The sequence below is a fragment of the Deinococcus roseus genome, from assembly GCF_014646895.1.
GTDB classification, from domain to species: Bacteria; Deinococcota; Deinococci; order Deinococcales; family Deinococcaceae; genus Deinococcus_C; species Deinococcus_C roseus.
On sequence record NZ_BMOD01000022.1, the window covers coordinates 72,359 to 85,696 of the forward strand.

Below are 13,338 nucleotides of genomic sequence, written 5' to 3' on the forward strand. Positions count from 1 at the left end.
ATGAAGGCCACAAAAAACCTTCCTGCAAAGCAAGAAGGTGGTCAGAGAGGGTCAGATTCGGCAAAGCCAGATGTTCAGTCGAAATCAAACCCCAGGCCATCAAAGAAACCTTTGAGGGGAAAGCTGGGAATGGGGGTGCGGGTGCCACCCACAGCGAAATACTCGGTTTTCATGCTTTCCTGCATTTGCTCCAGGTACTCCGGGGGCATCTTGGCAAAGCGGGAGTTGGCCCCCATCTGGCTGCGGTGGGCTTTCATGGAAGCCTGTTTCTGCTCTATGACAGCACTGACATCGAGTTTCACGGCAATGGTCGCATCACTCACGCCATACACTTTTGGGTCCAGGTTCTGGTTGATGCCGGTCTGGGCCATGCGCTCGGCAAAGGACACCGGCAGAACGTTGTAGAACAGGCGTTTGGGGGTGCCAGAAGAATAAAACAGTGCAGTCACTGCCCGGTGAATCACCAGATGGTCAATGTGCCCGTAGCCACCGTGGGGGTCAAAGGTCAGCAGCACGTCAGGGTTGAGGGACTCAATGTAAGGCCTGAGTTTTGCTTCCACCTCAAAAATGTCCTGGTGCATGAAAGCAGAGCCGTTCTCGGTCTGGGTGCGCTCAAAACGCCCTGAATCGTGGTAGCCCAGAAAGATGGGTTCATGGATGCCCAGGGCAGCGCAGGAATCGCGCAACTCCTGTTCCCGTTGTGCGCCCAGATCGGTGATGTGTTCCAGTTCAGGGTCGGTGATCTTGCCCGATTCGCCACGGGTGGCGCAGATCAGGTGCACATCCACCCCAAGTTTTGCATAGTGGGCCAGAACACCCCCTGAGAAAGCTTCGTCGTCCGGGTGGGCATACAGTGCAAGTAATGTCGGCATGTACCTGAGCATAAAGGCTGGGTTTGCGGGGATGTGTGACGGCAGAGGGAATTCTGGAAAGGACAGCAGGAACCCTTCTGCTTCTCTGTTGGTATCGCTTCCAAATTTCCCTTATACTTTTTCCATGCGACAATTGAAAACCTGGCTGCTCAGCCTTGGACTCTTATCCAGCTTTGCTCTTGCCCAGACCCCAGATTTCAGCAACGACCGGATTTACTTCCTGCTCACAGACCGCTTTGCCAACGGAGACACCAGCAACGATCTGGGAGCCAATTCCCAGCAGCCCCTCAACTGGCATGGGGGAGACTTCAAAGGCGTCACCCAGAAGATCAAAGAAGGCTATTTCCAGAAGCTGGGCTTCTCGGCCATCTGGATCACTCCGGTGTACCTGCAGACCCCACCTGTACCCGTGACAGGTGGACCCAATGCTGGAACAGAATTCGCAGGGTACCACGGTTACTGGGCCGAGGATTACTTCAAAGTGGACCCCCATCTGGGCACCCTGGAAGACCTGAAAGAACTGGTGAAAGTGGCGCACGAGAATGGCCTGAAGGTGGTGCAGGACATGGTGGTCAACCACCTGGGCTACGGGGCCACCCTTTCAGAAACGCATCCGGAATACTTCCACACCCAGGCAGATTGCAATGCCAGCAGCAACAAAGATCAGGATTGCGCCCTGGCTGGACTCCCGGACCTCAAGCAAGAGCTTCCAGAAGTGCAGAAACTGCTCAATGATGCGGTGTCTTACTGGGTCAAGGAGGTGGGCATTGATGGCATCCGTATGGACACCATGAAGCACTCCAGCGATGCGTACTGGCCGCAGTTCTTTGCTGAGGGTGGACCTGCAGACCCAGCAAAAGTCTGGACGGTGGGTGAGGTCTTCGATGGCAACCCGGTGTTCCTCTCCAAATTTCTGAACATGGGTTCTCCTTCTGTCTTTGACTTTGGACTGTATGGGGCCATCAAAGACAGCATTTCTGGTGGGGGAGATGCCACAAAAGTGGCAGAGGTGCTGGCCCAGGACAGCGTTTACCCAGATGCCAGAAGGCTCAGCACCTTCATCGACAACCACGATGTCAAACGCTTCATCTCAGAGGCAGCAGAGCGTGGCGTGACTGGAACTGCAGCTGTAGAACGGCTGGATCTGGCCCTCAGCCTGATTTACACCCTACGGGGCACCCCTGTGGTCTACTACGGCACCGAACTGGCCTCTCCCGGAGAGGGTGATCCCTACAATTATCCGCTGGGCCGCAGCAACCGGGAAGACATGAACTTCACCGGAGCCCAGGATGCCCCCATCAGCAAACGCCTGATGACCCTCAACCAGATCAGGGCCAGCACCCCGGCCCTCAGAAACGGCAAGTATGCAGAGGTGTGCAGGCCCTACGGTGACACCAACATCTTTGCTTTCAAACGCTCGCAACTGGGACAGCCTCCGCTGGTGGTGGTGATGAACAACGGGGACAGCCCCATTGACCTGAGTGCATTGCCTCTGGAACTCTCCAAGACTTTTGCAGCCAGCGCACCCCTCAGCGAACTGACCGGGAAAGCCCTGTCTGTCAGCCTGAATGCAGATGGCAACCTGGTGGGCTCCCTGCCTGCCCGCTCTTTCTACATCCTGACCGCAGAAAGAGGAAGCAACCCATACGCTGCCCCGGAAAACCCCTGCATTGCCCTTGCCAAAGCGGGAGGGGCCAGCGCACTGGTCAAAATGAACTTCACTGTGGATGCCCGTTCACAGGGCAATGGTCCCATTGAACTCAGGCGTTTTGACACCGGATCACAGGTCACCTATCCCATGCAACCAGACCCCGAGCACCCCGGCTTCTGGAAAACCAGCATCAGCGTGCCCAAAAACACCCTGCTGAAATTCAAGTACGGCAACCTGAACCCCAGGGCGCAGAACTCGGGATACGAAGGGTTTGGAGAGCCAGACCGCTCTGTGGTGGCCAGAGCAGAAAACGCTGATGTGCAGGGGGTTTACAATTTCATTGTGTCTCCGGTTCCACCGTTTGTCCTGACCGGCAAAGTCACCAGAAATGGTCAGCCCGTCGCCAATGCGCTGGTGGCTCTCGAAGGAGAAAACACCCTTTTCCATGCGCTCACCCTGGAGGATGGCAGCTATTACCTGCCCCTGCCTGCTGGAAAACAGAAGCTCCGGGCCAGACACCCCGATGCTGGCAGCACCGAATGGACAGAGGTGGAAGGATCCCAGCAGAATTTTAATTTTGAATTGAAGTGATGTTTTGGGTCAAAAAGGACAGGCCAGAAGCCTGCCCTTTTTGACGCCAGCTGGTTTTTGTGACCATCAAATTGCAATCGGGATTACAGGATGGAACAATGGGTCTCATGGTCACTGCCAAACTGAATTATCCCCTCACTGCCACTTTCCGAATTGTCACCCTGTCCCCCGAATTGCAGGTCAAAAATGCCTCTGGTGATCTGGTGTTGCAGATCAAACAGAAGTTGCTCACCCTGCGTGAAGACACCACGGCCTATCAGGATGTGAACAAAACCATTCCGGTGTACCGCATGAAAGCAGACCGCATCAGCGGTTTCTGGGCGGTGCACAACTTCTGGAGCTACAAGGGCGAACAATTCCTGGGAAGCATCCGCGCCAACGGCCTGAGGTCCATCTGGCGGATCAGTTACAGTGTCACCGACCACAACCAGAAAGAGGTGTTCCGCATCCGGGAGGAAAACCCCTGGATCAAACTGCTGGACGCCCTGCTCTGTGAAATTGATGGCATTGGCTGGATTTTTGGGATGTTCATCAATCCCGTTTATCTGGTGGAGGACACTTCAGGCAGGGTCCTGTTCCGCATCAAGAAGAAACGCTCCTTCTTTGAAAGGTCTTTCACCATGGAAGCAGACCAGAAGGTCTCCGAAGAGCATCAGGAACTGGCTTTGCTGGCCCTGGCCCAGTCGGTCTTGCTGGAACGTGCCAGGGGCTGAGCCAAAACCTCCACTTCAACTTCAGCAGAAGGCAAAGGCGAACGCGCTCTTTGCTTTCTGCCTTTTGCCTTCTGCCCTGAGATACACTGGTTTCCATGACGGTTTTGCTGTTTCATGAAGACTCTTACCGCACCAGTTTCATTGCCACCGTGACGGCCCGCAAAGGCAACCAGGTGGTGCTGGACCAGACAGCTTTCTATGCGGAAGCCGGAGGGCAGAATGCCGACCAGGGGTTTTTTGTCTGGGAAGACCAGCGCATTCCGGTCACAGATGTGCAGAAAGCAGATGGGCAGGTCTGGCACACCCTGACGGGAGACATTGTTCCCGAGGTGGGGGCTTATGTGCATGGAGAGGTGGACTGGAGCCTGCGGTACCAGCACATGCAGCGGCACTCTGGGGAGCACCTGCTGGCCCAGGCCTTCTTGCGGGTGAATCCTGAATTCAAGGTGCAGGCGGTCAGCATGCGCAGCCACGAATGCACCCTGGACCTCTCAGGCAATCCCACAGAAGAAGATGCCAGAACAGCTGAACAGGTGATCATGCGCTCCATTTACCGCAATTTGCCTTTTCAAACCACCTGGGTGACAGGTGCCGAATTGAAGCAGTACCCCCTCAGAAGACCGCCCCAGGTGGAAGGGCGCATCCGTCTGGTCTGCGTGATGGACCGCATGGACCGCACCGGTTACTGGGAGGTCAGTGCATGCGGAGGAACCCATGTGAACCGCACCGGTGAGGTGGGCGCGGTGTTCATCACCAAACTGGAGAAAGTGGCTGGAGGGCTCACACGTGTCTTTTTTGTGACGGGTCATGAAGCTTACCAGCTCCTCACCCAGATCTACCGGGACGCCAGAACCCTGGCCAGTTCTTTTTCCACCAGCGTTGAAAAGCTTGCAGAACGGGTGGAAGGCCTCAGAACCGAGGCCCTGGAGAAAGGGCGCAAGTTGAATGCGGCTTATGAAGCCCTCTCAGAAAGCCTGTTGTCTGGAAAATCCGGGGTGCAGGTGGTGCCTCTGGCAGACAGCGAGATGCTGAAACCCTTCAGCAAGGTGGCAACAGCGCAGCCTGATCTGCTGTGCGTGGCCTATACGCCAGATGGCCGAGTGGTGGTCACGTCTAGCACAAAGGCTTCCGCAAAAGAGGTTTTAGCAGAAATACTGAAGAACGCGCAGGGCAAAGGCGGTGGCAAGCCCGATCTTGCACAGGGCAGCGCCCCTTTTGAATTCCTTGAGCGAGCGATCCACCTCTGGCGTGAAGGAGCAACCACATGAAAGACTACTCCAGCAAAGCCGTGCACGTCGGAATTCCCAGGGGCCACGCAGAGCCTCTCGGCATCCCGATCTACCCGGCGGCTGCCTACCAGTTCGATGAACTGGACGTTGCCGCAGACGAATTTCAGCAAAACACCGGATACAGCTACATCCGAATGCAAAACATGACCAACCAGGCCCTCGAAGAGCGCCTGAACAGCCTGGAACGGGCCGATGCCACTGTGGTGATGGCCAGCGGTCAGGCGGCCACCCTGGCCTGCTTCCTCTCCACCTGCAAAGCTGGAGACCACATTGTGGCGTCCAGTGCGGTTTTTGGTGGAACAGCAGGCCTCCTGAACAACGTGCTTCCCAACCTGGGTATCACCTCCACCATCGTGGACAACAACCCCGAAGCCGCAAAAGGTGCAATGCAGGAAAACACCCGCCTGCTGTGGGTGGAAACCGTCTCCAACCCCAACGGAGATGTGGCAGATTTGCAAGGCTGGGCCGATGTGGCCCACGCCCATGGTGCCCTGTTCTGTGTGGACAACACCCTGGCGGGTGTGGGTTACCTGTGCCGTCCCTTTGACCACGGTGCAGACATGATCATGCACAGCCTGACCAAATGGGCCGGAGGGCACGGCAGCGCCCTGGCCGGTTGCGTGATGGTCAAGCACGGTTCCAACATCGACAACATCCCCATCCTGCAGGACCTCAAAGCCCAGTATGGCGATCAGGCGCTGGCCCGCAAAGTGCGTTCCATTGGGGTGCACCAGCTGGGAATGACCCTCAGTCCCTTCAATGCCTTCATGATCGCGCAGGGTCTGGAAACCCTGGAACTCCGCATGCTCAAGGAATGTGACAACGCCATGAAAGTGGCCCGCTTCCTGAAAGCCCACTCCAGAGTGAAATCCGTGAACTACAGCGGTCTGGAATCCAGCTCTTTCCATGCGCTGGGCCAGCAATACCTGAAGAACGGCTTCGGGGCAGTGATGTCCTTCGAGGTGGAAGATCCCCAGCGTTTCTTTGCCAGCCTGAAGATGATCCGCATGGTGGCCAACCTGGGAGACACCCGCACCCTGTGCATCCATCCCTGGACCACCACCCACGGCAGGCTCACCGAAGAAGGCAAGCAGGCCGCTGGTGTGACCCCTTACCTGATTCGCATGACGGTGGGTGTGGAAAGCCTTGAGGACATCATTGCTGACCTTGAAGGTGCCCTCTAAAATTCAACCCAGACCCAGATTTGAAAGGCAGGCCTCAGGGCTTGCCTTTTTTTGGTGTCAAGCAGCATCAGTGTTCTCCCCATTGCTTTTCCAGACCTGACTTTTTCATGACAAATCAGGTGTATCACAGCTTTTCACCTAAAATGAAAACATGGATTTTGACAAGTACTGCATTGATCGTCCCAGGCATGTTCGGCTGGCAGACTGGAAAACCGATGACAAAGGCAAACTGACCAAAGAAAAAGCCGAATCCCAGATGGAAGAGCTGCGCACCCGCCTGATGGATTTGCAGGAGCGCCTGTATGCCGAGAACGAACGCAGTTTGCTGGTGATCTTGCAGGCCAGGGATGCTGGTGGCAAAGACGGCACCATCAAGCATGTGATGAGTGGCCTCAACCCTCTGGGGGTCGGGGTGGTGCCCTTCAAGGTGCCCAGTGAACTGGAAGCTTCCCACGATTTTCTGTGGCGCATCCATCAGGTGGCCCCCAAAAAAGGACAGGTCACCATCTTCAACCGCAGCCATTACGAGGACATTCTGGTGCCCACCGTGCACGGTCTGGCAGACAAAGACACCATCGACCGCCGTTACAAGCACATCCGGCATTTTGAGGAGTTGCTGTCAGATTCAGGCACCCGCATCCTCAAGTTCTACCTGCACATCTCCAAAGAGGAACAGAAATTGCGTTTGCAGGAACGCCTGGACGACCCGGAAAAACACTGGAAATTCAACCCCGGTGACCTCAAAGAACGTGCCCTTTGGGATGAGTACACCGGGGTTTATGAACGCATCCTCTCCGAGACCAGCTCTGGTTTTGCACCCTGGTATGTGATTCCAGCAGACCGCAAATGGTACCGCAATTTTCTGGTTGGCTCCATTCTGGTGCAGGCCCTGGAAAGCATGGACCTCAAGTACCCCAAAATTGCTGAGGGACTGGATCACATCACCATTGAATGACCCCAAAAGGATCTCAAAAGATCTCAAAAGATCTCAAAAGGACAGTGCAAAACAGGGTTTCTGCCTTCTGGCGTAACAATTCCTGCTGAAAAGGCAGGGGCCAGTGGGCACACTGTTCTTATGAAACTGAGCATCCGAAAAACCATTGGCTTTTTTGCCCTGCTGACAGTGGGGGTGTATCTCTTTGCTCCCAGACGCATTTTGACCGTGCTCCCCACCCCCAGAATTCCTGGCATGGAAGAGGGCAAGAAAATCACCCTCAACGGACAGGACATCTATTATGAGGTGGGGGGTGCAGGTCCACCCGTGGTGTTCATTCACGGCATTGGAGGGGGCAACTCCGGGTACCAGTGGATCAAGAATGTCCCTGAGTTCCTGGCCGGACATCGGGTGTATGTGCTGGATTTGCCTGGCTTTGGGCGCAGCATGGCCCGACCCCAGCATTACAGTGCTGGACTTTATGTGGCAGCCATCGAAGCTTTTTTGAAAGAAGTGGTGCATGAGCCCTGCACGGTGGTGGCTTCCAGCCTGGCGGGTGCATATGCCATCAAGATCGCCCATGATTCCCCGGACCTGATCAAAAAGCTGGCCCTGGTGTCGCCCACCGGAATTGATCAGCTCATTGATCCGCCCAACATGGCGTTTTACCACCAGCTGATTGGGTCTCCCATCGGGAGCCTGTTCTCTTTGCTGATTCGCAGCCGTCTGAGTGTCAGTTATTTTCTGAACCAGCAGGTTTACCTGGACCGTGACCTGATCAATGAGGGCATCAAGGATGTCTACCACATGCACCTGCAGCTTCCCCATGCCCAGTACCCCATTTTTGCCTTCATCACCGGGCACCTGAACCTGAACATCAAGAAGGAATGGGAGAACCTGACCCAGCCCACCGTGGTGGTGTGGGGGGCCAGAGACATCAACACGCCTGTGAAAGGCCTGCAGAACTTCAAAGACCTCAAACCTGAACTGGAATCCCAGGTTCTTTATGCCCGGGCCATTCCCAACGACGAGAAATCTGTAGAGTTCAATGGGTTCCTCAAGCAATTTCTGGGGGATCCCACGGGAGAGGATGTTTTGACCCCAAATCACAATTGAGCCTGGAGGACTGACCTTACTGTAGTTCAGGCTTCTGAAGTTGTTTTTGCATTCTCCGACAATGGCTCCATGAGACGATCTTTCATGGGGCCTTCTTTGGTGGGACCAGTGCTGTTGATTTCACTGGCGGTTTCTTCCTGCGCACCCAGAGCCACTGGACTTTTGCCCTCACCGAGAATTGCGGGTCTGCAAGAAAGCCACACAGTGCTTCTGAACGACCAGCCTGTGTATTACGAGGTGGGCGGTGAAGGTGCACCCCTGGTGTTCATCCATGGCATTGGAGGAGGGAATTCGGGTTACCAGTGGGTCAAAAATGCTGCTGCGTTCACCAGAAACCACCGGGTGTATGTGCTGGATTTGCCTGGCTTTGGGCGCAGCATCCCCAGACCTCAGAATTACACGGCAGACCTTTACGTCAAAACACTAACGGCTTTTCTGAAAGAGGTGGTGCAGCAGGAGGCTGATGTGGTCGCTTCCAGTCTGGGTGCTGCCTACAGCATCAAAATCGCCCACAATGATCCTGAACTGGTGCAATCCCTGACACTGGTGTCTCCCACAGGCATTGAGAAACTGGTGAATCCACCCAACGCAGATTTCTACAATTCACTGGTGGGCTCCCCACTGGGTGATGTCATTGCAGGTTTTCTGCGGGGCCGGTTCAGTGTCAGTTTCTTTTTGAAGCAGCAGGTGTATCTGGACCAGTCTCTGGTCACCACGGAACTGAAGAAGATCTACCAGAACAACCTGAAAGATCCCAACGCTGCTTATCCAGTGTTTTCTTTCATCTCGGATTATTCCAGCCTGAACATTGCAAAAGAGTGGGCGGCCCTGAAGCAACCTGCAATGATGGTGTGGGGTTCAGATGATGTGAACACACCCGTGTCTGGAGCACAGAAATTTCTGGACCTGAGGCCAGAGGTGAAGTTGCAGGTGCTCACTGCCCGTGCCATTCCCAACGATGAGCGGTCCGCAGAATTCAATGGGTTGCTTCAGGGTTTTTTGCAAGGACCCTGAAAGCTGGTTTTGGAGGCTTGGTGTTGGAGTGCTGAACTGAAACTGTAGACGGGTGGCCTGGAAACCCAGCATTAGGGTCAATGTCTTGACTCGGTATAATTATGTCTATGGCAAAATATCATATTTGTGTTATACTAATAACGGCGCACGAGAACACCCACGGCTCCATTGGTGGGCAGGGTTCAGAATGTTCTGCTCGTGTTCGCAACCCATCGACTCTGTGCCCCACCTTGGCAGTGGGTAGGGTAGCTTCTACCGCCGTTGTCTTTCCCAAAACAGAGCCATTTCAGAGAGAAGTCCCCGGCTGGGGGCTTCTCTCTTTTTTCGGGTGTCTTTTTTCGGGTGTCTTGTATTTTGGATGCAATTCCTTTCATGATGGAGCATGTTGAAACCCACCCTGGTTGTTGCACTTCTGGTTGGAACCCTTGCTCAGGCTGCAGGCATCACCAATGCCACCATCTCCAAAGAACTGGTCAAAGCAGGAAAACTCAAAACCCAGAGCAACCCTTTCTGTCAGGCCCTCAGCAAAACCAATTCTGAAAAAGTCACCGCTTATGTGGCACCTCAGGCGTTCAAGGAATTCCAGGGTGCCCTGCTCAAATTCAGCCTGGAAAAAGCAGATGCCAGCGCTGGAGGAAAAGCCAAAAAGAACCCTTTGCTCAAACGCCACAACGAATGGGTGGATGAAGGAGATGGTTCTTACTCCATGATGTTCTCGGCTTTTGGCAGCAAAACCTTTGATCCCTCACTGGTGGTCTACATCAAAGCTGCAGGCAAAAACACCCACGTTTGCACCCTGATCCGCTGAGGTCTGGTTTGCTGCTGGTTTTCAAAAAACAAGAAAAAGGACTCCTGTTTGGAGTCCTTTTCGCATGATGGGATCAAATCAGAGGGTTAAACTTTCACCGGGCTGCAGGGCCAGAATCTGCAAACCCTCAATCCCTCTGGTCAGCTCAGAAAGCTGCTCAGGGGTTCCGGTCAGGGTGGGCATGGTCCCGTAATGAAAAGGCACCACCTGAGAGACCTGCAACAGACGGATGGCATGCGAAGCCTCCAGGGGTCCCATGGTGAAGCGGTCTCCAATGGGCAGCAGGGCCAGGGTGGGCTGGTAAATCTCTGCAATCAGACGCATGTCTCCAAAAATGCAGGTGTCACCAGCCACATAAATGCGACTGTCTCCCAGGTTCAGTACGTACCCCACGCCCTCATGCAGCCACTCTGCCCCGTTCTCGGTGTTGATCTGGGCATGGTGAAAAGCCTGGGTCATGGTGATTTTCACGTCCATCAATTCAATGGTTCCCCCCTTGTTCATTCCCTCAAACAGGCCCGGTTGAATGCCCTGCTCGATCAGAAACCAGCGGATGGGGTTGGGAACCACAAAACGGGTGCCCATCCGGGCAGCCTGATAAATCACCTCCAGGTCCATGTGGTCGCCATGTCCATGGGTGATCAGGATCAGGTCTGCTCCAGCAAAAGTTTTGAAGGGCTCGGGACAGGCAGGATTGTCTTTCAGCCAGGGATCAATCAGGATGGTTTTTCCCTGATCTGTCACCAGCTTGAAACTGGCATGGCCCATAAAAGTCAGTTTGGCAGGCATGCACTGTTATAACACTTTGCTGTACAGCTTCGGAGCAGCATCAGGGCTGCACCGGGGTGGAAGGATCTGCCGCGTAATCCTCACGGGCGGCTTCCAGGGCTTCTCGCACAATCACCCTGGCTTCTTCTTCCCCAAACAACGGAACCACCAGTTGTTCCATGTCACCCACCTTGCCCAGAATGCGGTCATCTGCAAATTCCGGGTCCATCTGTGGGTGTTTGGCCTGATGGTTTTTGAACCTCAATCGAACAATTTCGGTCAAAAGCTGACGAATGATGTTGCGCATCTGCTGGTTTTGCATGATGGGGCTCCTCTCAAGAGGGTTTTCTTCAGGGTAGCCTGCTGAACTGAGAGGGACCAGAAGGATGGGTGAGGTTGATGGTCTGGCAGCATGGCCATCAGCAACATTTGAGGAGGATCTGAATGTTTCAGACCCTCCTGGCAGCAGGGCTCAGACCTTTTGCTGTGTTACAGCAGGTGATGGGTGGTTTTTGCTGGGAGCACTCCAGCAACCATGGTGGATTTGCTGAAGCTGGGACCAGAAGTTCCCTCCTGGGGAGGGGTTTTGGGTGCACAGCCAGCGAGCAACAGACCAGTGATGAAGCTTAAAGCAAGCCATTTTTGCATGTTCGTCTCCTTGAAAAATGCATCTGGGCCGGATCAGGTTGTAGAGAAGGTGTATTCATGATAGTCCTTTCCAGGGATGTTTTTTGCAGCCGAATCACAGGGTTGTGACAAATGCAGGATTGCGAGCAACTGCAGTTTCCAGGTGAGATGCCTGAAGCAACATTGTCATTTTGCCCTCCAGGGTCTGGCGTTTGCCCTCCTTACCCTCTTGCTGTACGCTTATTCAGACACTGCTTCGGGTGACAGGAGGGACACTCCATCCCACAGAAGCAAGAGACAGGCAAACAGGTGCACACCAGAGCAGCTTTGACTGATCTATAAAGCAGGAGGAAAAGCATGGGTTTAGGAATTGGAATTGTCGGACTGCCCAACGTGGGCAAGTCTACGCTGTTTAATGCCATCACCAGAGCAGGTGCACTGGCCGCAAACTACCCGTTTGCCACCATCGACAAGAACGTCGGAATCGTGACGGTTCCCGATCCACGCCTCAAAGCCCTCTCGGACATTTTCACCAAAGGAGATCGGGTTCCGCCCATCATTCCCACTGCTGTGGAATTCGTGGACATTGCAGGTCTGGTCAAAGGGGCCCACAAGGGAGAAGGTCTGGGCAACCAGTTCCTGGCCAACATCCGTGAAGTGGATGCCATTGCCCACGTGGTGCGCTGCTTTGAAGACCCCAACGTGGTGCACGTTGCAGGTCAGGTCAACCCCATCGAGGACATCGACACCATCAACACCGAGCTGATCCTGGCAGACATGTACGGCCTGGAAAAGCGCATCGAGAACCTCAAGAAGAAAGCCAAGAGCAATGACCGCGACTCTGCAGAGTTGATGGCCCTGGCCCAGAGCATCCTCAAAGTGCTGGAAGAAGGCAAACCTGCCCGTGCCGGTGAATATGAGATGCCTGTGCCCAAAGACTTTGGCCTGATGACCATCAAGCCTGTGATCTATGTGGCCAATGTCTCCGAGGAATTCCTCACTGAAGACAACGACATGGTGAAAGCCGTCCGGGAATTCGCTGCAAAAGAAGGAGCCGAGGTCGTCAAGATCAGTGCCCAGATTGAAGCAGAACTCTCTGAGATGACCCCTGAAGAGTCCCAGGAGTTCCTGGCAGACCTCGGGGTAGAGGAGTCTGGTCTGGACCAGCTGGTCAAGGTGGGCTACAAAACCCTCGGCCTGATCACCTTCATCACCTCGGGTGAAAAAGAAGTGCGGGCCTGGACCATCCGTGAGGGCACCAAGGCCCCTGGTGCTGCAGGCCAGATCCACAGCGACCTGGAAAAAGGTTTCATCCGTTCCGAAGTCATCGAGTGGGACAAGATGGTGGAAGCTGGAAGCTGGGCCAATGCCAAATCCAAAGGCTGGGTCCGCACCGAAGGCAAAGATTACGTGGTCAAAGACGGCGACGTGCTCTACATCCTGTCGGGCATCTGATTCCATCTTCGTGATGTTCTTGTCCTGTCCCCCTGCAAAGGGGGATTTTGCTTTGTTTCCTGGCAGGCCCGGCTGGTTTTGTGGCTTTTGTTTCCCTTGTTCTGTGCCCCTTCTCCCAAAAATCTGTATAGACAACTGGGGTTCTGATGGCTGGTTTTGATGGACGTTATTGCTGTCTGGAACGCTTCCAGGTAAGCAATGCAGTAGATGCCGTTCTGGAAGTGTTGACATAAATGCCTATTGGTAGTATTCTTTTCTTCGCCCGAGAGGAAGCGGAAACGCAGAAACGAAGGCGGAGTTGTTTGACAACCGAACG

At 54.5% G+C, this 13,338-nt stretch carries 13 protein-coding genes; 9 read left to right on the forward strand and 4 right to left on the reverse strand.

Translation table 11 applies throughout. From position 1 onward, the window contains the following. Window positions 1–74: 74 nt before the first annotated feature. Window positions 75–872 carry a PIG-L deacetylase family protein gene (locus IEY52_RS20750; protein WP_229684896.1) on the reverse strand — a complete coding sequence of 266 codons (798 nt, stop codon included), beginning with the start codon at window positions 870–872 and terminating at the stop codon, window positions 75–77. A 124-nt stretch (window positions 873–996) separates the two neighbouring features. On the opposite strand from IEY52_RS20750, the gene IEY52_RS20755 reads away from it, so the two are divergent. From IEY52_RS20755 to IEY52_RS20790, 8 genes are all read left to right on the forward strand, one after another. Then, on the forward strand, window positions 997–3,114 hold the full coding sequence (locus IEY52_RS20755; protein WP_189006307.1) for an alpha-amylase family glycosyl hydrolase: 2,118 nt from the start codon (window positions 997–999) through the stop codon (window positions 3,112–3,114). Between the two features lie 107 nt (window positions 3,115–3,221). Continuing rightward, a complete protein-coding gene (locus tag IEY52_RS20760; protein ID WP_189006310.1) occupies window positions 3,222–3,827 on the forward strand; it encodes an LURP-one-related/scramblase family protein in 606 nt (201 codons plus the stop codon). 95 nt (window positions 3,828–3,922) lie between these two features. Continuing rightward, entirely contained in the window at window positions 3,923–5,095 is a 1,173-nt protein-coding gene (locus IEY52_RS20765; protein ID WP_189006313.1) for an alanyl-tRNA editing protein, read from the forward strand. Then, complete coding sequence (locus IEY52_RS20770; RefSeq protein ID WP_189006316.1) at window positions 5,092–6,300, forward strand: aminotransferase class I/II-fold pyridoxal phosphate-dependent enzyme; 1,209 nt, start codon at window positions 5,092–5,094, stop codon at window positions 6,298–6,300. The genes IEY52_RS20765 and IEY52_RS20770 overlap by 4 nt, the downstream gene beginning before the upstream one ends. A 151-nt stretch (window positions 6,301–6,451) precedes the next feature. Next, entirely contained in the window at window positions 6,452–7,255 is an 804-nt protein-coding gene (locus IEY52_RS20775) for a polyphosphate kinase 2 family protein (protein WP_189006319.1), read from the forward strand. 120 nt (window positions 7,256–7,375) lie between these two features. Further along, window positions 7,376–8,350, forward strand: a complete 975-nt coding sequence (locus tag IEY52_RS20780; protein ID WP_189006322.1) for an alpha/beta fold hydrolase — start codon at window positions 7,376–7,378, stop codon at window positions 8,348–8,350. A gap of 69 nt (window positions 8,351–8,419) precedes the next feature. After that, on the forward strand, window positions 8,420–9,364 hold the full coding sequence (locus tag IEY52_RS20785) for an alpha/beta fold hydrolase (protein ID WP_189006325.1): 945 nt from the start codon (window positions 8,420–8,422) through the stop codon (window positions 9,362–9,364). Window positions 9,365–9,746: 382 nt separating this feature from the next. Next, window positions 9,747–10,172 (forward strand): hypothetical protein, encoded by a 426-nt coding sequence (locus tag IEY52_RS20790; RefSeq protein ID WP_189006328.1) that lies wholly within the window; start codon window positions 9,747–9,749, stop codon window positions 10,170–10,172. 78 nt (window positions 10,173–10,250) lie between these two features. Here IEY52_RS20790 and IEY52_RS20795 read toward each other — a convergent pair whose 3' ends face one another. The 3 genes from IEY52_RS20795 to IEY52_RS20805 all read right to left on the reverse strand — a co-directional run bounded on the left by IEY52_RS20795 (window position 10,251) and on the right by IEY52_RS20805 (window position 11,588). Further along, window positions 10,251–10,961 carry a metal-dependent hydrolase gene (locus tag IEY52_RS20795; RefSeq protein WP_189006331.1) on the reverse strand — a complete coding sequence of 237 codons (711 nt, stop codon included), beginning with the start codon at window positions 10,959–10,961 and terminating at the stop codon, window positions 10,251–10,253. 40 nt (window positions 10,962–11,001) lie between these two features. Further along, window positions 11,002–11,262 carry a hypothetical protein gene (locus IEY52_RS20800; RefSeq protein ID WP_189006334.1) on the reverse strand — a complete coding sequence of 87 codons (261 nt, stop codon included), beginning with the start codon at window positions 11,260–11,262 and terminating at the stop codon, window positions 11,002–11,004. Between the two features lie 167 nt (window positions 11,263–11,429). Further along, window positions 11,430–11,588 (reverse strand): hypothetical protein, encoded by a 159-nt coding sequence (locus tag IEY52_RS20805; protein ID WP_189006338.1) that lies wholly within the window; start codon window positions 11,586–11,588, stop codon window positions 11,430–11,432. A gap of 336 nt (window positions 11,589–11,924) precedes the next feature. On the opposite strand from IEY52_RS20805, the gene ychF reads away from it, so the two are divergent. Beyond that, window positions 11,925–13,022, forward strand: coding sequence for a redox-regulated ATPase YchF (gene ychF / locus IEY52_RS20810; protein WP_189006342.1), 1,098 nt, complete (start codon window positions 11,925–11,927; stop codon window positions 13,020–13,022). The last annotated feature ends 316 nt before the right edge of the window (window positions 13,023–13,338 follow it).